The organism is Haemophilus influenzae (assembly GCF_019703545.1).
GTDB classification, from domain to species: Bacteria; Pseudomonadota; Gammaproteobacteria; order Enterobacterales; family Pasteurellaceae; genus Haemophilus; species Haemophilus influenzae_E.
Genome location: NZ_AP018771.1, coordinates 1,213,648 through 1,236,975, shown reverse-complemented (window position 1 = coordinate 1,236,975; position 23,328 = coordinate 1,213,648). Strand labels below are relative to the sequence as shown.

General features: G+C 39.0%; 17 protein-coding genes. 12 read left to right on the top strand and 5 right to left on the bottom strand.

Features of this window, described 5'->3' with window-relative positions; translation table 11 throughout:
• Positions 1-51 precede the first annotated feature (51 nt).
• Positions 52-2,322 carry an NADP-dependent malic enzyme gene (locus K6J66_RS06055; RefSeq protein ID WP_038439718.1) on the bottom strand — a complete coding sequence of 757 codons (2,271 nt, stop codon included), beginning with the start codon at positions 2,320-2,322 and terminating at the stop codon, positions 52-54.
• Between the two features lie 197 nt (positions 2,323-2,519).
• Here K6J66_RS06055 and K6J66_RS06050 point away from each other — a divergent pair, with 197 nt between their 5' ends.
• From K6J66_RS06050 to K6J66_RS06040, 3 genes are all read left to right on the top strand, one after another.
• Positions 2,520-3,140: a DUF1919 domain-containing protein gene (locus K6J66_RS06050; protein ID WP_038439717.1), complete on the top strand. Its 621-nt coding sequence runs from the start codon at positions 2,520-2,522 to the stop codon at positions 3,138-3,140.
• Between the two features lie 90 nt (positions 3,141-3,230).
• Complete coding sequence (gene rsuA, locus K6J66_RS06045; protein ID WP_005667258.1) at positions 3,231-3,929, top strand: 16S rRNA pseudouridine(516) synthase RsuA; 699 nt, start codon at positions 3,231-3,233, stop codon at positions 3,927-3,929.
• Position 3,930: 1 nt separating this feature from the next.
• Positions 3,931-5,127 (top strand): Bcr/CflA family multidrug efflux MFS transporter, encoded by a 1,197-nt coding sequence (locus K6J66_RS06040; RefSeq protein ID WP_038439716.1) that lies wholly within the window; start codon positions 3,931-3,933, stop codon positions 5,125-5,127.
• Between the two features lie 31 nt (positions 5,128-5,158).
• Here the strand turns inward: K6J66_RS06040 and K6J66_RS06035 are convergent, their stop codons facing one another.
• Positions 5,159-5,959: a hypothetical protein gene (locus K6J66_RS06035; protein ID WP_038439715.1), complete on the bottom strand. Its 801-nt coding sequence runs from the start codon at positions 5,957-5,959 to the stop codon at positions 5,159-5,161.
• 97 nt (positions 5,960-6,056) lie between these two features.
• Between K6J66_RS06035 and K6J66_RS06030 the strand changes: the two genes are divergently transcribed.
• Both K6J66_RS06030 and proA read left to right on the top strand, forming a co-directional pair.
• On the top strand, positions 6,057-6,719 hold the full coding sequence (locus K6J66_RS06030) for a trimeric intracellular cation channel family protein (RefSeq protein ID WP_005652973.1): 663 nt from the start codon (positions 6,057-6,059) through the stop codon (positions 6,717-6,719).
• A 20-nt stretch (positions 6,720-6,739) separates the two neighbouring features.
• Positions 6,740-7,993, top strand: a complete 1,254-nt coding sequence (gene proA, locus K6J66_RS06025) for a glutamate-5-semialdehyde dehydrogenase (protein ID WP_038439714.1) — start codon at positions 6,740-6,742, stop codon at positions 7,991-7,993.
• Between the two features lie 94 nt (positions 7,994-8,087).
• Here proA and dnaJ read toward each other — a convergent pair whose 3' ends face one another.
• Positions 8,088-9,236 carry a molecular chaperone DnaJ gene (dnaJ, locus tag K6J66_RS06020; protein ID WP_038440238.1) on the bottom strand — a complete coding sequence of 383 codons (1,149 nt, stop codon included), beginning with the start codon at positions 9,234-9,236 and terminating at the stop codon, positions 8,088-8,090.
• 86 nt (positions 9,237-9,322) lie between these two features.
• Positions 9,323-11,230 carry a molecular chaperone DnaK gene (gene dnaK, locus K6J66_RS06015; protein ID WP_038439713.1) on the bottom strand — a complete coding sequence of 636 codons (1,908 nt, stop codon included), beginning with the start codon at positions 11,228-11,230 and terminating at the stop codon, positions 9,323-9,325.
• A 252-nt stretch (positions 11,231-11,482) separates the two neighbouring features.
• Here dnaK and K6J66_RS06010 point away from each other — a divergent pair, with 252 nt between their 5' ends.
• Positions 11,483-12,925 carry a YdgA family protein gene (locus tag K6J66_RS06010; protein WP_038439712.1) on the top strand — a complete coding sequence of 481 codons (1,443 nt, stop codon included), beginning with the start codon at positions 11,483-11,485 and terminating at the stop codon, positions 12,923-12,925.
• 144 nt (positions 12,926-13,069) lie between these two features.
• Here the strand turns inward: K6J66_RS06010 and mgsA are convergent, their stop codons facing one another.
• Complete coding sequence (mgsA, locus tag K6J66_RS06005; protein ID WP_050837574.1) at positions 13,070-13,528, bottom strand: methylglyoxal synthase; 459 nt, start codon at positions 13,526-13,528, stop codon at positions 13,070-13,072.
• A gap of 299 nt (positions 13,529-13,827) precedes the next feature.
• Between mgsA and aceE the strand changes: the two genes are divergently transcribed.
• From aceE to upp, 6 genes are all read left to right on the top strand, one after another.
• Positions 13,828-16,488, top strand: a complete 2,661-nt coding sequence (gene aceE / locus K6J66_RS06000) for a pyruvate dehydrogenase (acetyl-transferring), homodimeric type (RefSeq protein WP_110442640.1) — start codon at positions 13,828-13,830, stop codon at positions 16,486-16,488.
• Between the two features lie 62 nt (positions 16,489-16,550).
• Positions 16,551-18,182, top strand: a complete 1,632-nt coding sequence (aceF, locus tag K6J66_RS05995; protein WP_038439710.1) for a pyruvate dehydrogenase complex dihydrolipoyllysine-residue acetyltransferase — start codon at positions 16,551-16,553, stop codon at positions 18,180-18,182.
• A gap of 113 nt (positions 18,183-18,295) precedes the next feature.
• Positions 18,296-19,720: a dihydrolipoyl dehydrogenase gene (gene lpdA / locus K6J66_RS05990; protein ID WP_005663527.1), complete on the top strand. Its 1,425-nt coding sequence runs from the start codon at positions 18,296-18,298 to the stop codon at positions 19,718-19,720.
• Between the two features lie 159 nt (positions 19,721-19,879).
• Positions 19,880-20,422, top strand: a complete 543-nt coding sequence (gene apt / locus K6J66_RS05985) for an adenine phosphoribosyltransferase (protein ID WP_005663528.1) — start codon at positions 19,880-19,882, stop codon at positions 20,420-20,422.
• An 11-nt stretch (positions 20,423-20,433) separates the two neighbouring features.
• Entirely contained in the window at positions 20,434-22,503 is a 2,070-nt protein-coding gene (gene dnaX, locus K6J66_RS05980; RefSeq protein WP_038439709.1) for a DNA polymerase III subunit gamma/tau, read from the top strand.
• A gap of 123 nt (positions 22,504-22,626) precedes the next feature.
• Positions 22,627-23,253 carry a uracil phosphoribosyltransferase gene (upp, locus tag K6J66_RS05975; protein ID WP_005652947.1) on the top strand — a complete coding sequence of 209 codons (627 nt, stop codon included), beginning with the start codon at positions 22,627-22,629 and terminating at the stop codon, positions 23,251-23,253.
• The last annotated feature ends 75 nt before the right edge of the window (positions 23,254-23,328 follow it).

The window sequence follows — 23,328 nt, the reverse complement described above, 5'->3', positions numbered from 1 at the left end:
TGTTAAGTAAACGACGGAAATTTAATAAAAATTCACCGCACTTTTTTTCGATTACTCTTGTTGTGCTTTCACTGCTGCATAGGCAATCATATTGATAATACGACGAACAGATGCACCTGGATTAAGAATATGCGCAGATTTATTCATACCCATTAAGATCGGGCCAACGGTAATTGCCGTAGTGGTGCTGCGTAATAAGCTATAACTAATACGTGATGCACTCAAATCAGGGAACACTAATAAATTTGCGCTTCCTTTCAATGGGCTATCAGGCATGACTTCTTTTCGGTGAGCTTCATTCATCGCTAAATCGCCACGCATTTCCCCATCGATCATTAAATGTGGATTGTGCTCTTTGACGATCTGTAATACTTCGCGCATTTTTGGTGCGCCTAATGAATCAGATGAACCAAAATTAGAATGAGAAAGCAATGCAACTGCAGGTTCAATACCAAAACGATGAATTTCTTCTGCTGCCATTAAGGTAATTTCAGCTAATTCTTCTGCTGTAGGATTACTGTTTACGTGAGTATCTGTTAAGAATACGTTACCCGTCGGTAATACAAGACTATTTAAAGCAGCGGCAGTTTTCACGCCGTCTTTTAAGCCAATAATATCGCGAATAGATGCAAGGTGTTTTCCGTATGAACCAAATAAACCACATACTAAAGCGTCTGCATAACCTAAGCTAAGCAATGTAGAAGCTAATACGGTAGTGTTAGAACGCACGACACGTTTTGCAATCGCAGGTGTAATGCCTTTACGTTTAGTAAGTTCGTAATAGTGTTTCCAACATTCTTCATAGCGAGGATTATCTTCGTTATCCACAATTTCGAAATCCACACCTGCAGTTAAACGTAAACCAAGTTTTTTAATTTTTTCTTCAATCACACTGCGGCGACCAATTAAAATTGGATTTGCCAAGCCCATTGAAATCACTTCTTGGGTAGCGTGTAATGCTTTATTTTCTTCCCCTTCCGCTAAAATAATGCGTTGTTTTGCCGCTTTTGCTTGGCTGAAAATAGGACGCATAAACAAGTTGGTTTTGTAAACAAACTGAGTGAGTTGGTCAATATAAATATCCCAATTTTGAATCGGACGAGTTGCCACGCCAGACTCCATCGCAGCTTTTGCTACCGCTGGTGCAATACGCACAATCAAGCGAGGATCAAATGGACGAGGAATCACATAATCCGCACCAAATGTTGCCCCTTCTCCACCGTAAGCAGAGGTTACCACTTCGTTTTGCTCTTCTAATGCAAGGTCAGCAATGGCATAAACTGCCGCACGTTTCATTTCTTCATTAATAGTGGTTGCGCCCACATCTAATGAACCACGGAAAATGAATGGGAAACAAAGCACGTTATTTACTTGGTTTGGATAATCAGAACGGCCTGTACATACAATCGCATCAGGACGAACTGCTTTTGCTTCTGGTGGGGTAATTTCAGGATTTGGATTAGCTAAAGCAAGAATAATTGGATGCGCAGCCATACTTTTAACCATATCTTGCGTAAGCGCACCAGCCGCAGAACAACCTAAGAAAATATCTGCATTTGGCATCGCATCGCCAAGTTTACGCCAGCCATTATCTTCAATTGCATAATCTTTTTTGGTTTGATCCATTTTGTCATCACGGCCTTTATATACCACGCCTTTCGAGTCGCAAACTGTGATATTTTCACGTTTCATACCTAAAGAAAGTAATAAGTTCAAACACGCAATTGATGCTGCACCCGCACCAGAAGCAACAAGTCGAACATCTTCAATTTTTTTACCTACAATACGAAGAGAATTGATGATCGCGGCCGCACTAATGATCGCCGTGCCATGCTGGTCATCATGGAATACAGGAATATTCATTCTCTCACGCAATTTTTGTTCAATATAGAAACATTCTGGTGCTTTAATATCTTCTAAGTTCACTCCACCGAAAGTTGGCTCTAACGAGGCAATAATATCCACAAGTTTATCGGGATCATGCTCATTCACTTCAATATCAAACACGTTAATGCCTGCAAATTTTTTGAACAATACGCCCTTCCCTTCCATTACGGGTTTGCCGGCAAGCGCGCCAATATTGCCAAGCCCAAGTACCGCTGTACCATTGGAAATCACCGCTACTAAATTGCCACGCGCGGTATATTTGTAAGAGGCGGCAGGATCTTTTTCAATTTCTAAACAAGGCTCTGCCACACCCGGTGAATAAGCTAAAGCCAGATCGCGTTGTGTTGCGAGTGATTTTGTTGGGGTAACTTCGATTTTTCCAGGAATTGGAAATTCGTGGAAATCCAAGGCTGCTTGACGTAATTGTTCGGTCATAATAAGTGCTCCATTTTCTTGAAACAGGATTGAAATATTGCGTCGATTATATCTGTTTTTTATTCAAAAAATTGTGACGAACTGCAAATTCTTACAACTTTATAACAAAATTTTTTTGATGCGAGGCATTAGCTAGACTTTTCATTTTTCAGCAAAAAAGGTAGGATTTTCGCAACAAAAGCATAAAGGATGAGAAAATGAATCCATTTCAAAAAATTAAAAGTGCGGTGAATAAATGCCAAAGATTTTTCATTAATCGCACTCTGCAACGTAAACTAACAAATCAAGGCATGACTGTCATTTCTGCCAATTGTATGGGTGCTTTTATCTTACATGATTTGCACCAGCCGTTTAATTCCCCTTTTGTGAATCTCTATCTCTCGCCACAGGATTTTTTGCGTTATTTACAAAATATGGATTTCTACCGTACTCAACCTCTCACATTCGTACAAACAGAAAAAAGTTATCCAGTGGGAAAACTTGCCGATCTTGAAATTCATTTTATGCATTATCACAGTGAGCAAGAAGCCAATGAAAAATGGCAACTTCGCACGTCACGAATGAAGTTAGACAATCTTTTTATTATGATGGCAGATCGAGACGGCGTGACCGAAAAAGACATTCAACTTTTTGATCAACTCCCTTTCAAAAATAAAGTGATTTTTACTCACAAGCCCTATCCAGCTTTTAAATCGGCTTATTATATAAAAGGCTTCGAGAAGCAAAATCAGGTGGGCGATATTTTTGAATTTTCTGGCTGGAATGGGAAAAAATATTACGATCAATTCGATTACCTGAAGTGGTTTAACCAAGCTTAATAGATAAAGGCTGCATTGCAGCCTTTTTTGTTTCGTTCTAAAAGCAAAAACCTGTACAATGCCTAGCGAATTTTAACAAGAGAAAACATAATGAGATTAGATAAATTTATTGCTGAAAATACGGGCTTAACGCGTTCTCAAGCAACAAAAGCGATCCGTCAAAGTGCGGTAAAAATTAATGGTGAAATTGTCAAAAGTGGTTCGGTTCAAATTTCACAAGAAGACGAAATTTATTTTGAAGATGAATTATTAACTTGGATCGAAGAAGGCCAGTATTTTATGTTGCATAAACCACAAGGCTGTGTTTGTTCTAATGATGACGGCGACTATCCAACTATTTATCAATTTTTCGATTACCCTTTAGCTGGAAAATTACATAGCGCAGGTCGCTTAGATGTGGATACGACAGGTCTCGTATTGCTTACTGATGATGGACAATGGTCACATCGTATTACTTCCCCAAAGCATCATTGTGAAAAAACATATTTGGTGACATTAGCTGATCCTGTAGAAGAAAATTATGCAGCGGCTTGTTCGGAAGGTATTTTATTACGCGGAGAAAAAGAGCCCACTAAACCAGCAAAATTAGAAATTTTAGATGATTACAATGTGAATCTGACCATTTCTGAAGGTCGTTATCATCAAGTAAAACGTATGTTTGCCGCACTTGGGAATAAAGTCGTTGGATTACATCGCTGGAAAATTGGTGATGTAGTGTTGGATGAATCCTTAGAAGAAGGCGAATACCGCCCATTAACTCAAAGTGAAATTGAAAAGTTAGTAAAATAATATGAATCAACAAAAATCGACTTTCATCTTTATTCTTACCCTCGGTATTCTCTCTATGCTACCGCCCTTTGGCGTGGATATGTATTTGCCGTCTTTTTTAGAAATTGCGAAAGATCTCGGCGTGAGTCCAGAACAAGTACAACACACGCTCACCTCTTTTGCTTATGGCATGGCGTTTGGTCAGCTTTTTTGGGGGCCTTTTGGTGATAGTTTCGGACGAAAACCGATCATTTTACTCGGTGTTATTGTGGGCGCATTAACAGCTTTAGTGCTTACCGAAATAAATTCAGTTGGAAATTTTACCGCACTTCGTTTTGTGCAAGGTTTCTTTGGTGCCGCACCTGTTGTACTTTCTGGCGCATTATTGCGTGATTTATTTAGTAAAGATCAGCTATCCAAAGTGATGTCCACCATTACGTTAGTGTTTATGCTTGCGCCTTTAGTTGCGCCAATTATTGGGGGTTACATCGTCAAGTTTTTTCACTGGCACGCAATTTTTTACGTTATTTCGCTCGTGGGATTATTAGCCGCTACATTGGTCTTTTTCATCATTCCAGAAACCCATAAAAAAGAAAATCGCATTCCGCTGCGCTTAAATATTATCGCTCGCAATTTCCTTCTGCTTTGGAAGCAAAAAGAAGTGCTTGGCTATATGTTTGCCGCCTCTTTTAGCTTTGGCGGGTTGTTTGCTTTTGTGACTGCAGGATCAGTTGTCTATATCGGCATTTATGGCGTTCCCGTCGATCAGTTCGGTTATTTCTTTATGATGAATATCGTTACGATGATCTTTGCCTCCTTTTTGAATAGCCGATTTGTCACTAAAGTGGGCGCAGAAACAATGTTACGGATAGCCCTCGCAATTCAATTCCTTTCTGGAATGTGGCTAATTTTGACCGCACTTTTAGATCTTGGTTTTTGGCCAATGGCAATTGGCGTCGCCTTTTTCGTCGGTCCAAACCCAGTGATTTCATCAAATGCAATGGCATCAGCTTTAGAAAAATGTCCTCAAATGGCGGGAACAACAAATTCTTTGATTGGTAGCGTACGTTTTGCAGTGGGTGCAATTATGGGAAGTTTAGTCGCGTCAATGAAAATGGATACTGCCGCACCAATGCTCTTTACTATGGGGGCATGTGTCGTGATTTCCGTGTTGGCGTATTACTTTCTAACCAGCCGAAATCTTAAAAGCCGTGGGTAAATTCCCCACGGCGCAATGATTGTTTTCTTTATTAAACAAAAACCATCCATAACGGCAAGCAAACAGCAATAAATAATAGGATAAATAAACTATTGGTAGATAATTTCCACTTTTGGAAACTATGCAGAATCAGAATAGCCGCAATCACAAAATGGCAAACAAAATAAATGATGTAGGCAAAAACACTCTCAGAATTAACCGCACTTTCCATGCCATTTAAAAGTAAAAATAAGAACATTGCCAAAGCATTTAGAGCAAGCAATATAATCATTGCTAAGGGCAACAATGCTATAAAACCTTGTAAACGATTTCGTGCAATAACAAGTGCAAGATTTGCTAAAATCACGCCAGATAAAATTGGTGCAAAAGGGTTATATTCAGCAAAATCACTCGCAGGAAGCACGGTAAAAATCATTAAATAACTCAAACAACCTAAACCCGCAATTAATGCAGCCATCAATAAAAAACTGTTACGAATTTTTTCAGTTTTGGGTTGTTTCCAAATAAAATACACGACAGAAAGACCACATACGCTCATCACGTTAGTAAGCGTGTGATTATTTTGTAATAGGCTTATCAGCAACCACACTGCCCAATAAATAGCAAAAGTCAGATTCACTTTGATTAAACGACCACGCTGCCCTGGGCAAATTTCGCCACGATAAAACACCAATAACGAAATTAACTGTGCAACCAACACGCCTACACCTAAATGAGGCATTGTTTGCTTTTCAGATTGCAAAGAAAAAATAAATAGATCGATGCCAAGCACCATTGAGATCGATAATACCGCAAGCAATGCCGCGATATATTTAGAAGATTGTTCTGACATAATTTTGACGTCTGAAAAAATAATGCGCCATTATGCTAAAAATTCATTAAATTTTAAAGTAGAATGAAACCAATTTTAACCGCACTTAGGTACATGAATGTTACTTAGTATTTTATATATCATCGGTATCACCGCTGAAGGAATGACAGGCGCACTCGCCGCTGGTCGTGAAAAAATGGATATTTTTGGCGTGATCATTATCGCATCCGTCACTGCCATTGGTGGCGGTTCTGTGCGTGATGTACTGCTTGGGCATTATCCTCTCGGCTGGGTTAAGCACCCAGAATATTTTTTAATGGTGGCAAGTGCGGCGGTAATTACCGTATATGTTGCACCATTCATCAATCATTTTATGCGCTACTTTCGCACTATTTTCTTGGTGCTCGATGCGATGGGTTTAGTGGTGTATTCCATTATTGGTGCACAAATTGCAATGGATATGGGACATAGCCTCACTATTGTTTGTATTGCAGGTTGTATTACGGGTGCCTTTGGCGGAGTTCTACGCGATATGCTATGCAATCGAATTCCTCTCGTATTTCAAAAAGAACTCTATGCCAGCATTGCGCTATTTGCCACGCTGACTTATTACGCATTAAGCACACTTCAAGTAGAACATACACTTGCCGTGTTACTCACACTTATTAGCAGCTTTACTTTACGTCTTTTAGCTATTCATTTCGAATGGGGTTTGCCAGTGTTTAATTACCAAGAACTCACATCGGAAGAACAAGATAAGCTGCCAAATAAAAAGAAATAAATACAATAAAGGGAATAACTATGTTAGAACAAATGGGTAAACAAGCCAAAGATGCAGCATTTATCTTGGCTCAACTCACCACTGCTGAAAAAAATCGTGCATTATCCATTATTGCAGAACAACTCGAACAACAAGCACCACTTATCTTAGCCGAAAACGCAAAAGATATTGAACTTGCCAAACAAAATGAATTATCGGATGCCTTGATTGATCGCTTACTGCTCACGCAAGAGCGTTTACAAGGCATTGCTAATGATGTACGCCACGTTATTTCACTTGCAGATCCTGTGGGGAAAATCATAGACGGCGGTACATTGGATAGCGGACTTAAAATCGAACGCATACGCACGCCGCTCGGTGTCATTGGCACAATTTATGAAGCTCGCCCAAATGTAACCATTGATGTGGCAAGTCTTTGCCTTAAAACGGGTAATGCAGTGATTTTACGCGGCGGTAAGGAAACACAATTTTCTAACAAGATCTTAATCGAAGTTGTGCAAAATGCTTTAGAGCAAGCAGGCTTACCAAAATTTGCTGTACAAGCCATTACCGATCCAAACCGTGAACTCGTTATGCAATTATTAAAACTAGATCGCTATGTGGATATGATTATTCCTCGTGGTGGTGCGGGTTTACATGAATTGTGTAAACAACATTCAACTATTCCTGTTATTGTAGGTGGCGTGGGTGTTTGCCATACTTTCGTTGAAGAAAGTGCGGATCAAAATAAAGCAATTTTTGTTATTGATAACGCTAAAACACAGCGTCCAAGCACCTGTAACACATTGGAAACATTGTTAGTTCAACATTCTATTGCTGAAGAATTTTTACCAAAACTCGTCTCTCATCTCGCTGCCAAAAACGTAAAATATCACGCAAAATCCACCGCACTTAATATATTAAAACAAGCGGGTGCGAATGTCTGCGAAGTGACAGAAAAAGAATTACGCGAAGAATGGGGATCATTGGATTTGAATGTGGTTGTTGTGGAAGATATTCATGCTGCTATTGATCATATCCGCCAATATGGTACGCAACATTCTGAAAGTATTTTAACCGCTTCACAAAACCTAGCCCGTCAATTTATTAATCAAGTCGATGCAGCTGCCGTTTATGTGAATGCAAGTACCCGCTTTACTGATGGCGGACAATTTGGATTAGGCGCAGAAGTTGCCGTGAGTACCCAAAAACTTCACGCTCGTGGCCCAATGGGATTAGAAGCATTAACGAGTTATAAATGGGTGTGTGAAGGAGAATATACGGTTCGCAAATAGTGCCATTGAACAAAAAGCACAAAAAGTGCGGTAATTTTTGAAAGAGATTATTCGCATATAAAAAAGTCCGCAAAAGCGGACTTTTTTATTATCTTTATTTGTCAGACTTACCCAAATTATCAAAGAATTTTTTCACACCGTCCAAAAATCCTGAAGATTTTGGTGCATGTTTACTTAAATCTTTACCTTGTAAACTTTCTTCAAGTTTGTGGAGTAATTCTTTTTGTTCGCTGGTTAAATTAACTGGCGTTTCTACCACAATACGGCAAATCAAATCGCCCGCATAGCCACTACGTGTAGAGGCGACACCTTTGCCTCGCATACGGAATAATTTTCCAGTTTGGGTTTCTGCAGGAATTTTAAGCTTCACTCTACCATCTAAAGTTGGCACTTCAATTTCCCCACCTAATGCCGCAATTGCAAAGCTAATTGGTACTTCGCAGTAAAGATTAGAACCATCACGTTCAAAAATATGATGTTCTCTTACGTGAATGACCACATACAAATCGCCAGCTGGCGCACCATTTTCGCCCGCTGCGCCTTTTCCAGCTAAACGAAGTTGATTGCCCGTATCTACGCCTGCAGGAATTTTTACTGAAAGATTTTCTTTCTTATGAACTCGCCCTTCTCCATGACAGCTGCGACAAGGTTTTTCAATTTTCTTACCGCTACCATGACAAGTTGGACAAATACTTTCAGATACGAAGAAACCTTGCTGACGACGAATTCGACCAGAACCGTGGCAATGCGGACAAGTTTCCACTTTAGAACCTTTTTCAGCCCCAGAACCACCACAGCTATCACAATGTGCAAGAGTATTGATTTGAATATCTTTGGTTGTACCTTTTACAGCTTCTTCCAAAGTAATTTCTAAGTCATAACGTAAGTCTTCGCCACGAACAACGCGCTGACGACCACGTCCACCGCCACCGAAAATATCGCCAAAAATATCGCCGAACATATCGCCGAAATCAGCACCACCAAAGCCGCCACCGAAACCACCTGCGCCACCACCTTGTTCAAAGGCTGCGTGGCCATATTGATCGTAGGCTGCGCGTTTTTGATCGTCGCCTAATACTTCATAAGCTTCATTAATTTCTTTGAATTTTTCTTCTGCTTCTTTACTGCCTTGGTTTTTATCAGGGTGATGTTTAGACGCTAAACGTTTATAAGCACGTTTAATGTCATTTTCACTCGCCCCTTTTTGTAAGCCAAGGACTTCGTAATAATCTTTTTTTGCCATAGTAATTTTGTAATTTGTTGCTGAAAATAAATACACCAAAAGGGCGTGTTTCCACGCCCTTTGTTTATGTTAAGAAGAGCGGTGAATTATTTATTATCTTTCACTTCTTCAAATTCAGCATCCACCACGCCATCATCTTTTGCTGATGATTGCTGTGGTTGCTCGCCACCAGCTTGTTGAGCTTTTGCTTGAGCAGCTTGCATTAATGGTTCAGAGGCTTTAATTACCGCTTCAATTTTCGCTTCAATTTCTGCTTTATCTTCGCCTTTTGCCGCTGTTTCAAGCTCAGAGACTGCTGCTTCAATTTTCTCTTTGTCTGCGGCACTCAATGCATCGCCAGCTTCTGCTATTTGTTTACGTGTTGCGTGAGCAATACCATCTGCTTGGTTACGCGCTTGAACCACTTCTTCAAATTTACGGTCTGCATCAGCATTTGCTTCTGCATCACGCACCATTTGTTGAATTTCTTCATCAGATAAACCAGAAGATGCTTGAATACGAATTTGTTGCTCTTTACCCGTATTTTTATCTTTTGCCGATACGTTGATTACGCCGTTTGCATCGATATCAAATGTTACTTCGATTTGTGGCATACCACGTGGTGCAGGATTAATACCTTCTAGGTTGAATTGACCTAAAGATTTATTGTCTGCCGCACGTTTACGTTCGCCTTGAAGAACGTGAATAGTTACCGCACTTTGGTTATCTTCTGCTGTTGAGAATACTTGCGATTTTTTGGTTGGAATCGTGGTGTTTTTCTCAATTAAAGTGGTCATCACGCCACCCATGGTTTCGATACCAAGTGATAATGGAGTAACATCTAATAAAAGAATGTCTTTCACATCGCCTTTTAATACACCACCTTGTACTGCCGCACCGATTGCCACCGCTTCATCAGGGTTTACATCTTTACGTGCTTCTTTGCCGAAGAACTCAGCAACTTTTTGTTGTACAAGTGGCATACGAGTTTGGCCACCCACAAGAATAATATCGTGGATTTCACTTACACCTTTACCAGCATCTTTTAATACAGTTTTGAGTGACTCAATTGAGCTTGCCACTAAATCTTCTACCAATGCTTCTAATTTTGCACGAGTGATATTTAATGCTAAGTGTTTAGGGCCAGTCGCATCTGCAGTGATGTAAGGTAAATTGACTTCGGTAGATTGCGCTGATGAAAGTTCAATTTTTGCTTTCTCTGCCGCTTCTTTCACACGTTGTAATGCCATTGCATCATTACGTAAATCAATATTTTGTTCTTTTTTGAATTCATCAATGATGTAATCAATTACACGGTTATCAAAGTCTTCCCCGCCTAAGTGAGTGTTACCCCCCGTTGCCAATACTTCGAAAGTTTGTTCGCCATCAAAGTTATCAATTTCGATGATTGAAATATCGAATGTACCACCACCTAAGTCGTAAACTGCGATCACTTGGTTCTCTTTACTTGAACCTAAACCGAACGCTAACGCAGCCGCTGTTGGTTCATTAATGATACGTTTAACGTCTAAACCAGCGATCTTACCTGCATCAATCGTTGCTTGACGTTGTGCATCGTTAAAGTATGCAGGAACGGTAATTACCGCTTCTGTTACAGACTCGCCCAAGAAATCTTCTGCCGTTTTTTTCATTTTTTTCAACACTTCAGCAGAGATTTGTGGCGGTGCTAATTTATCGCCTTTTACATTTACCCAAGCATCACCATTGTCAGCACGAGTAATTTCGAAAGGCATAATTTTAATATCGCGTTGAACTTCTTCACTTTCAAAACGACGACCAATTAAACGTTTAATCGCAAACAATGTATTTTTCGGGTTAGTGATTGCTTGGCGTTTTGCTGGCTGACCAACTAAGGTTTCATTATCTGTATATGCAATGATTGACGGAGTAGTACGTGCCCCTTCTGCATTTTCAATAACGCGAGCTTTGTCGCCGTCCATTACAGCTACACAAGAGTTTGTTGTACCTAAGTCAATACCAATAATTTTTCCCATTTTGTACTCCTAGTAAAAATTTTAAAATTCAGGGTAATTTATTACGAGTTTTAAGATGTGGATATTCTTTCGCATTTCAAGAGAAAATTTTAAAAATTTTTTATTTCTTAAAGTGCGGTAATTTCCGTTCTTGTTTTTCAAAATAAGTCTCAAATGATGAAGTTCAAAGGGAAAACAAAAATTTTCAGGCAAGAAAAAGGGATTTGTGATAAATTTGGCGAAAATTTTTACTTTAAAATAGGAAAGAAATAAATGAAAAAATCAAAAATTGCTGCAGGCGTAGTGGTTGCCCTTGCTGCCGTTTGGTGCACAAGTGCATGGTTTACAGGGAAAAAAGCTGAAGAAGAATATTTATATCAACTAAAACAGTTAAATCAACTATTTACCAAAACTGAGGCATTAGAAGAAAGTAAAATTTTTTATAAAAATATAAAATTTGAAAGAGGATTATTTGCCTCTCACATTCAAGATCAAATAGAAATTCACAAGGCAAATGAAACGATCATTATTCCTTTATCATCAACACTTTATCACGGGCCTTTGCCGCTTGATCGTGTGGCAAAACTGAATTTTGTTCCAGCCATTTTTTCAAGCCAAACATTATTAGGAAAAAATGCAACAACTCAGGCATTCTTTGATATCACAGAATCAGAGAAACCGTTACAACTGAATTTCGCAATGAATTATTCATTAAGCGGTAATGCGGAATTAAAACTTGCATCGGGGCAATATCACAATGAGCAATCTAAGACAGATTTTGATTGGTCAAATGTCGTATTAAATATTGATTTAAACCAAAATACACCAAATAACTATGTGCTATCTGTCGATACATTTAATTCAAATGCCCCTAATCATGCAGTTTCAACCGCTTCATCAATTAAAATAAAAGATCTTGTCGTACAAGGCTCGTTGCAAAGCACAAAATGGCCATTTATTTATAGTGGGAATATCAATAGTAAAATAGGCTATTTTGAGCAAAATACCGAATCTGCAGAGAGTGGCGAAGAATTCTCTCTTATTCAGAAAAACAGCCAAGCAAATTTAACTACACAAGTTGAGGGTGATACAGTAAATATCATCAATAAAACAAATCTGGATGAATTACATATTAACGGTAACAACTTAGGTAAAGTGACCAACAATGTAGAATTCAACCATATTGATGGCAACGCATTACAAGAACTTTTAAATATTTTAGTTGCAATAGGCAAAGCCGACTCAGATATGCCTTTATCTAAAACATTGGTGCAAAAATTACAACAAGCAGGCATAGCCATTGCGAATAATCAACCTCAAATTAAATTTACCCCTCTTTCTATTTCTGATGAAAAAGGCAAAGTAGCATTGGATCTAAATATTGCTTTAGTGCCAAATCCTAAATTTGATTTAATGCGCAGTGGCTTATACAAACAATTCAAAGATTTTTCGATCAATTTTGATGTGAACAAAGAAACTGCGATTTCATTGTTATCTAAATTTGTACCAGAAAACCAAAAGCAAGATTTCGTTCACCGATTGAATGAATTAGTTACCGAAGGTGAAGTGAATGACATTATCGTAAACACGGACAAAACCGTAACATTAACGCTTGCTCTAGAAAATAACGACTTGAAACTAAACGGCAAGCCAATCCCAGAAGAACAGTTGAAAGTGGTACTCTTTATACTTGTAATGGGGGGATTTGGGAGATAACTAAAACAGTGCGATAAATTTTGTTCGCGTTTTTCAGTATCGTAGGGTGGGCTTCAGCCCACCGTTTTTATTCATTTTTTATGGTTAATTGGTGGGCTAAAGCCCACTCTACAACTATAAAGTGCGGTAAATTTTCGTTGCAGTTTAAGCTAACCGCTCTTTTAAATACCCTTCATAATCTGGTACGTCAATTTCCACATCTTGTTCAAATAAAACTGAAGTTAAAAGAAAATCTGCAGAGCTTTGATTAATCGCAACAGGGATATTCCACACTGTTGCAATACGCATAAGGGCTTTCACATCAGGATCATGTGGGGCGGCATTCATTGGATCCCAAAAGAAGATCATCATGTCGATTTTCTTTTCTGCGATTAATCCACCAAGTTGCTGATCGCCGCCCATTGGGCCACTTAATAAAGATTGAATGCTTAAACCTGTTTCTCGTTCTAAAATATGCCCTGTTGTACCTGTTGCATAAAGTATATGAGACTTGAGTGCCTCTTTGTGTTTTTGCGTCCAATTCAGTAAATTTTTTTTACAACTGTCGTGAGCCACAAGTGCAATACGTTTGTGTTGAGTGAGGGTTCGAGTTGTTGTCTGCATTGCTGAGTCCTTTTTGAAAAAAATCTGAAAAAACTTTAAAACAAAGCCCGATGGAATGCAATATTTTACTGGTTATTTTAGCGAACAAAAAAACACAAAAAAATTACCGCACTTTCAAATAATTATTTATGGCAAAGCTGATTTGATATGATGATTTGATGAAAATTCACTATCTTTATCTCAAAAAATCTTCTAAAATTTACAAGATTTGTTAAATGTTTGTGAAAAGCAAATATTGCCGTATTCGTGTTTAGCCTTGTCTAAACTAATATTCACTCAAAACAGATTAAGGAAAACCTATGTCTGAGATTTTAAAAAATGACGTTGATCCAATCGAAACACAAGATTGGTTGCAATCATTAGATTCATTAATTCGTGAAGAGGGCGTTGAACGTGCTCAATATATCGTTGAGCAAGTTATTGGTCAAGCACGCACAAGTGGTGTTTCATTGCCAACAGGGGTAACCACTGATTACGTGAATACTATTCCTGTGGCTGAACAACCTGCTTATCCAGGTGATCACGCCATCGAACGTCGTATTCGTTCAGCAGTACGTTGGAATGCGATCGCAATGGTTTTACGCAGTCAGAAGAAAGATCTTGATTTAGGTGGGCATATTTCCACTTTCCAATCTGCAGCAACAATGTATGAAGTGTGTTATAACCACTTCTTCAAAGCTGCAACAGAGAAAAACGGTGGCGACTTAATTTTCTTCCAAGGCCATGCAGCACCAGGTATGTATGCGCGTGCATTCTTAGAAGGTCGTTTAACTGAAGAACAAATGGATAACTTCCGTCAAGAAGCCTTTACGGACGGTTTATCTTCATATCCACACCCTAAATTAATGCCTGAATTTTGGCAATTCTCTACGGTTTCTATGGGTTTAGGCCCTGTAAACGCCATCTATCAAGCGCGTTTCTTAAAATACTTAGATAACCGTGGCTTAAAAGATACCAAAGATCAAAAAGTTTATGCGTTCTTAGGCGATGGCGAGATGGATGAAATTGAGTCTAAAGGAGCATTAACTTTCGCAGCACGTGAAAAATTAGATAACTTAATTTTCACTATTAGCTGTAACTTACAACGTTTAGATGGCCCTGTGAATGGTAATGGTAAAATCGTTCAAGAATTAGAAGGATTATTTACTGGTGCTGGCTGGGAAGTCATTAAAGTTTTATGGGGCAGCGATTGGGATAAATTATTCGCTAAAGATACTTCAGGTAAATTAACTCAGTTAATGATGGAAGTGGTTGATGGAGACTATTTAACCTTTAAATCTAAAGATGGTGCATATATTCGTGAACACTTCTTCGGTCGTTATCCAGAAACTGCCGCATTAGTTGCTGATATGACCGATGATGAAATCTGGGCATTACGCCGTGGTGCACACGATAGCGAAAAATTATATGCAGCCTATGCAAAAGCACAAAATGCAACGAAACCAGTTGTGATTTTAGCGCATCAAGTTAAAGGTTATAAAATTCCTGAAGCGGAAAGTAAAAATACCGCTCACCAATCTAAAAAAATGTCTTACGAAAGCCTTAAAGGTTTCCGTGACTTCTTTGAATTACCATTAACCGATGAACAAGTAGAAAAATTAGAATACATTAAATTTGCTGAAGGCACACCTGAGTATGAATACTTACATGGTCACCGTAAAGCATTAAACGGTTATGTTCCCGCTCGTCGTACTAAATTTGATGTTGAATATAAAGTTCCTGCATTAGAAGAGTTTAAAGCATTATTAGAAGAACAACCTCGTGGTATTTCAACCACTATGGCGTTTACTCGTGCATTAAACATCTTATTAAAAGATAAAAACATCGGTAAAACTATCGTTCCAATGATTGCGGATGAAGCGCGTACTTTCGGTATGGAAGGTTTATTCCGTCAAGTTGGTATTTATAACCCACATGGTCAAAACTATGTACCTTCAGACCGTGATTTAGTGGCTTACTATCGTGAAGCAAAAGATGGTCAAGTGCTACAAGAAGGTATCAATGAATTAGGTGCAACCGCATCTTGGTTAGCAGCAGCGAACTCGTACTCTGTCAATAACCAACCGATGATTCCATTCTTCATCTATTACTCAATGTTTGGTTTCCAACGTGTGGGCGATATGATGTGGGCTGCAGGCGACCAATTAGCTCGTGGCTTTATGGTAGGGGGTACTTCTGGTCGTACAACCTTAAATGGAGAAGGTTTACAACACGAAGACGGTCATAGCCATATTCAAGCGGGTATCATTCCTAACTGTATCACTTACGATCCATCATTCGCTTTTGAAGTCGCTGTAATTATGCAAGACGGTATTAACCGTATGTACGGCGAAAAACAAGAAGATGTGTTCTATTATATGACTACATTAAATGAAGTGATGGATCAACCTGCGATGCCAGCTGGTGCGGAAGAAGGTATCCGCAAAGGTTTATATAAATTTGAAACAGTGGAAGGTAAAAAAGGCAAAGGTCACGTTCAATTATTAGGTTCTGGTGCGATTATGCGCCACGTTCGTGAAGCGGCACAAATTCTTGCAAATGACTACGGTGTGACTTCAGATGTATTTTCTGCGCCTTCATTCAATGAATTAGCACGCGAAGGTCATGATGCAGCACGTTGGAACTTATTACACCCAACAGAGACACAACGTGTGCCTTATGTTACTCAAGTATTAGCTGATTTACCAACCGTTGCTTCAACTGACTATGTGAAAAGTTATGCTGATCAAATCCGTGCATTTGTACCAAGTAAGCACTATCATGTATTAGGTACAGACGGTTTCGGTCGTTCAGATAGCCGTGCAAACTTACGTGAACACTTCGAAGTTGATGCACGTTATGTTGTGGTTGCTGCACTTTCTCAATTAGCGAAAGAAGGTACAGTATCTAACCAAGTGGTTGCAGATGCGATTGCGAAATTCGGTTTGAATGTAGATCGTATCAATCCGCTTTATGCGTAATTGATGAAAACTGCGGTCAAAAAACATTGTGTTTTATGACCGCACTTTAAAAGGAACAAAAAATGTCAAAACAAATTCAAATTCCTGATATTGGTAGTGATGAAGTTACCGTAACAGAAGTGATGGTAAACGTAGGCGATACCATTTCTGTTGATCAATCTATCATTAACGTTGAAGGCGATAAAGCTTCAATGGAAGTGCCTGCACCAGAAGCGGGTGTTGTAAAAGAAATTTTAGTGAAAGTGGGCGATAAAGTTTCAACTGGTACTCCAATGCTTGTATTAGAAGCGGCAGGTACTGCTCCAGTAGCTGATGCGCCTACTGCTCCAGCGGTTGCTAGCGCACCAACGGCTTCAGCTATTGTAGAAGTAAATGTGCCAGATATTGGTGGCGATGAAGTCAATGTAACCGAAATTATGGTTGCAGTTGGCGATACAATCACTGAAGAACAATCTTTAATTACCGTTGAAGGCGATAAAGCCTCAATGGAAGTTCCTGCACCATTCGGCGGTGTGGTAAAAGAAATTTTAGTGAAATCAGGCGATAAAGTTTCAACTGGTTCATTAATTATGCGTTTTGAAGTACCAGGTACAGCTCCAGCAACATCAGCTTCAACATCAGCACCACAGGCAGCAGCTCCAGCAGCATCAGCTTCAGCACCACAGGCAGCAGCTCCTGCTACTACTGCACAAGCACCTCAATCAAATAACAACGTATCTGGATTAAGCCAAGAACAAGTAGAAGCAAGTACAGGATATGCACACGCAACACCAGTAATTCGTCGTTTAGCTCGTGAATTTGGTGTAAATCTAGATAAAGTAAAAGGTACTGGTCGTAAAGGTCGTATCGTTAAAGAAGATATTGAAGCTTATGTGAAGACCGCAGTTAAAGCTTATGAAAGCGGTGCAACAGCACAAACTACTGGCAATGGTGTAGCAAATGGTGCTGGATTAGGCTTATTGCCATGGCCAAAAGTTGATTTCAGTAAATTTGGCGAAATTGAAGAAGTTGAATTAAGTCGTATCAACAAAATTTCAGGTGCTAACTTACATCGTAACTGGGTAATAATTCCACACGTTACTCACTTTGATAAAGCAGATATCACGGATTTAGAAGCATTCCGTAAAGAACAAAATGCATTAGCAGAAAAACAAAAACTCGGTGTAAAAATCACGCCAGTTGTGTTCATTATGAAAGCGGTGGCAAAAGCATTAGAAGCGTATCCACGTTTCAACAGCTCAATTACCGAAGATGCTCAACGCTTAATCCTGAAAAAATATATTAACATCGGTGTCGCAGTAGATACGCCGAATGGCTTAGTCGTGCCTGTATTCAAAAATGTGAACAAGAAAGGCATTATCGAACTTTCACGTGAATTAATGGAAGTATCGAAAAAAGCCCGTGAAGGCAAATTGACTGCATCTGATATGCAAGGTGGCTGTTTCACCATTTCAAGTCTCGGTGGTATTGGTACAACGCACTTTGCGCCAATCGTAAATGCGCCAGAAGTAGCTATCCTTGGTGTGTCTAAATCATCAATGGAGCCAGTATGGAACGGTAAAGAATTTGCGCCACGCTTAATTCTTCCAATGTCATTATCATTCGACCACCGTGTCATTGATGGTGCAGATGGAGCTCGTTTCATTAGCTATCTTGGCTCTGTTTTAGCAGATTTACGTCGCTTAGTAATGTAATCTGTAGGTGGGCTTTAAGCCCACCGATTAATGAAATCTTTGGTGGGCAGAAACCCATCCTACAAAGACCGTAAAAGTGCGGTCAATATTTTGAACGTTTTTACGAGGTAAAAATGAGTAAAGAAATTAAAACCCAAGTCGTTGTACTTGGTGCAGGTCCTGCAGGTTATTCAGCCGCATTCCGTTGTGCGGATTTAGGATTAGAAACTGTTATTGTTGAGCGTTATTCAACCTTAGGTGGGGTGTGTTTAAACGTAGGTTGTATTCCATCTAAAGCGTTATTACACGTTGCAAAAGTAATTGAAGAAGCAAAGCACGCTAATAAAAATGGTATTTATTTTAGTGAACCACGCATTGAGCTAGATGAAGTACGTGCAGGAAAAGAAGCTGTTGTTGCTAAATTAACTGGCGGTTTAGCGGGAATGGCAAAAGCACGTAAAGTGACTGTTGTTGAAGGTTTAGCGACTTTTACCGATTCTCACACATTAGTTGCGCGTGATCGCGATGGAAACCCAACGACTGTTAAATTCGACAATGCCATTATTGCGGCAGGTTCTCGTCCAGTTCAATTACCCTTTATCCCACACGAAGATCCTCGTATTTGGGATTCAACAGATGCACTTAAATTAAAAGAAGTACCGAAAAAACTACTTATTATGGGCGGTGGTATCATCGGTTTAGAAATGGGTACTGTATACAATGCTTTAGGTTCTGAAGTTGAAGTTGTGGAAATGTTCGACCAAGTGATTCCTGCAGCAGATAAAGATGTTGTTGGTATTTACACTAAACAAGTTGAGAAAAAATTCAAGTTAATGCTTGAAACCAAAGTGACTGCAGTTGAAGCAAAAGATGATGGTATCTATGTTTCAATGGAAGGCAAAGCCTGTAATGACACCAAACGTTATGATGCGGTGCTTGTTGCTATCGGTCGTGTGCCAAATGGTAAATTGATTGATGCAGGTAAAGCAGGTGTTGAAGTGGATGATCGTGGTTTTATTCACGTTGATAAACAAATGCGTACCAACGTACCACATATCTACGCAATTGGGGATATTGTAGGTCAGCCAATGTTAGCACATAAAGGTGTTCACGAAGGTCACGTTGCCGCAGAAGTCATTGCGGGACAAAAACACTACTTCGATCCTAAAGTAATTCCATCAATCGCTTATACCGAACCAGAAGTGGCGTGGGTAGGTAAAACTGAGAAAGAATGTAAACAAGAAGGCTTAAACTACGAAGTGGCTAAATTCCCTTGGGCTGCATCAGGCCGCGCGATTGCTTCTGAATGTTCAGAAGGTATGACGAAGTTAATCTTTGATAAAGATACACATCGTGTACTGGGCGGTGCAATCGTAGGTTCTAATGGTGGGGAATTATTAGGCGAAATCGGTCTTGCAATTGAAATGGGTTGTGATGCAGAAGATATCGCATTAACTATCCACGCACACCCAACGTTACACGAGTCTGTTGGCTTAGCTGCGGAAGTATTTGAAGGCTCAATTACTGACCTGCCAAATGCAAAAGCGAAGAAAAAATAATTTCTATTTAAGAAGTTTTAATTCATCTTAAATTGTAAACTCAAACTTAAATAAAAATCCCCAATTGGGGATTTTTATTTTCCTCTCTTTCTATTTTTTTATGATAGAATGCCAATCTAAAAACGTTTCTTTTTTTTACCGCACTTTTGAGCATTATTTATGACTACACAACTTGATTTAATCAAATCTTCTATCAAATCAATTCCTAATTATCCAAAAGAAGGCATTATCTTTCGCGACATTACGACCCTTTTAGAAGTTCCAGCAGCTTTTAAAGCAACAATAGATCTTATTGTGGAACAATATCGCGATAAAGGAATTACCAAAGTTCTTGGAACTGAATCTCGTGGTTTTATTTTTGGTGCACCGGTAGCTTTAGCCTTAGGATTGCCTTTTGAATTAGTGCGTAAACCTAAAAAATTACCACGTGAGACTATTTCGCAATCTTATCAATTAGAATATGGTCAAGATACTTTGGAAATGCACGTTGATGCAATTTCAGAAGGAGATAATGTTTTAATTATTGATGATTTATTAGCAACAGGCGGCACCGTTGAAGCGACAGTAAAATTAGTGCAACGTTTAGGTGGCACGGTAAAACACGCTGCATTTGTGATTAATTTACCTGAATTAGGTGGCGAAAAACGCTTAAATAATTTGGGCGTTGATTGCTATACACTCGTCAATTTTGAAGGTCATTAATTAAGGATTCGATGAGCTATCAAGTCTTAGCCAGAAAGTGGCGACCAAAAACATTTGCTGATGTTGTTGGGCAAGAACACATTATCACGGCATTAGCAAATGGATTAAAAGATAATCGACTACATCACGCTTACCTCTTTTCAGGCACGCGTGGTGTAGGAAAAACCTCTATTGCTAGATTATTCGCAAAAGGATTAAATTGTGTTCACGGTGTAACGGCAACGCCTTGTGGCGAATGTGAAAATTGTAAAGCCATTGAGCAAGGCAATTTCATTGATTTAATTGAAATTGATGCGGCGTCTCGCACAAAAGTTGAAGACACGCGTGAATTATTGGATAACGTGCAATATAAACCAGTTGTGGGCAGATTTAAGGTTTACTTAATCGATGAAGTCCATATGCTATCTCGTCATTCATTTAATGCGTTGCTCAAGACTTTAGAAGAACCGCCCGAATATGTAAAATTTTTACTCGCAACAACAGATCCACAAAAACTACCTGTAACTATTCTTTCTCGCTGTTTACAATTTCATCTTAAAGCATTAGATGAAACTCAAATCTCCCAGCATCTTGCCCATATTTTGACGCAAGAAAATATTCCTTTTGAAGAACCTGCATTAGTTAAACTTGCAAAAGCGGCACAAGGAAGTATTCGTGATAGCTTAAGTTTAACGGATCAAGCCATTGCAATGGGCGACCGACAAGTTACAAATAGTGTGGTAAGCAATATGTTAGGGTTGCTTGATGATAACTATTCTGTTGATATTTTATACGCCTTACATCAAGGCAATGGCGAACTCTTAATGCGAACACTGCAAAGAGTTGCAGATGCGGCAGGCGATTGGGATAAATTACTTGGCGAATGTGCAGAAAAATTACATCAAATTGCACTTATGCAACTTCTTCCACAAAAATCTTCAGATAACCATGAACATTTTTCATTTTTAGCCAAACATATCTCTCCAGAAAATGTTCAGTTTTTTTATCAAGTCATTGTTTCTGGTAGAAAAGATTTATCAAATGCGCCAAATCGTCGTATTGGTGCAGAGATGACATTATTGAGGGCATTGGCATTCCACCCAAAGTTCCTTACGGCAGTACCAAAGGCTAACACCACTATTACTCCACCGCCATCAACGCCAAGTGCGGTTGAAAATACGGGTAATTATGTCGATGTGCCAGTACTGTCTCAAAGTATCAAATCTGCTTATTCTCAAGTAAAACCAAATAAAACGAGCATTCCAAATTTGGCAAGCCTTTCGGCTTTAGATGCGCTTGAACATTTAACACAACTGGAAAACCAAGAACGTCAAGAACACAAAGCTGAATCATTAGCTGTAGTAAGTGAAACCTTACATCACATCCAAGAACTAGACGAAGAAAAATCTCATAAAAAAATGACCGCACTTCCCGTGCGAGAAATGACTGAGCCAAAGCCAAAGCCCAAGCACATAGAAAAGCCAACATCACCACCAAATGCCGCACAGGCTCCACAAAAAAATAGCACAGAAGAAAATTCAAGTGATGATAATGTAGAAATTGCTCAAGATGAGCAAGAAATCTTGAGTGCTGACACCTATCGTTGGGAATGGAGCAATCCAGAACTTGCTAAAGCCGATACAGGCGTTCGTCCTTCTGATATAAAACAGGCGATTTTAAAAGATATTACGCCTGAATTACGTTTAAAAATCATTACCAAAACTCAACAAGATGAGTGGGCAGATATAGTTGAGCGTTCTGGCTTAACAGGATTTAGCAAAGAATTAGCATTAAATTGTTTCTTACAAAGCAAAACCGATGATGAAATCAATCTTGGACTACGTTCAGAAAAATCCCATTTACGCCAAGACAGAAGTATAAAAAATTTAGCTGAAGCATTAAGCAAATTACAAGGTAAAGATATTCGATTAACAATTAATCTTGATGATAGCAATGTCACGACGCCAATTGAATATCGCCGCAATATTTATCAAGCATTGCGGGAAAAAGCTCAAAATGAGTTGCAAAAAGATAGTAAATTACAAATTCTACTTAATGAGTTTGATGCAAAATTAGATGTAGAAAGTATTCGACCAGTTTAAAGACAATATTGTATTGAAAACTCCCGTTTCAAGTCAGAATATTTTTATAAACCTCTACCATTTTGTATTTTTTTAATCTAGAATTTGTCAATTTGTTTTTTAAGAGCCAAAAGGAGAGTAAAAATGAAACTGGTTGAAGTCAAACACCCACTTGTAAAACACAAACTAGGTGTGATGCGTGAAGCTGAGATTGATACAAAAAAATTCCGTGAACTTGCAACAGAAATCGGTAGCCTATTAACCTATGAAGCAACCTCTGATTTAGAAACTGAAAAAGTAACGATCAACGGTTGGAATGGGCCAGTAGAAATCGATCGAATTAAAGGTAAAAAAGTAACGGTTGTACCAATTTTACGTGCAGGTTTAGGAATGATGGATGGTGTACTTGAACACGTACCAAGCGCACGCATCAGTGTAGTGGGGATCTACCGTAATGAAGAAACCCTTGAACCAGTTCCTTACTTCCAAAAATTAGCTAGCGATTTAGAAGAGCGACTTTCAATTGTTGTCGATCCTATGCTTGCAACGGGCGGTTCTATGATTGCCACCCTTGATCTTTTAAAAGCAAAAGGTTGTAAACATATCAAAGTATTAGTATTAGTCGCTGCACCAGAAGGAATTAAAGCTCTTGAGGCTGCACACCCTGACATTGAACTTTACTGTGCTTCTATTGATAGCCATTTAAATGAACAAGGTTACATTATTCCCGGTCTTGGTGACGCGGGCGATAAAATTTTTGGGACAAAATAATCCCCAAAACAAGACGGCATTTAAGCCGTCTTTTTTCCGTGCGTGAAACACAAGAAAAACTGACCGCACTTTTAA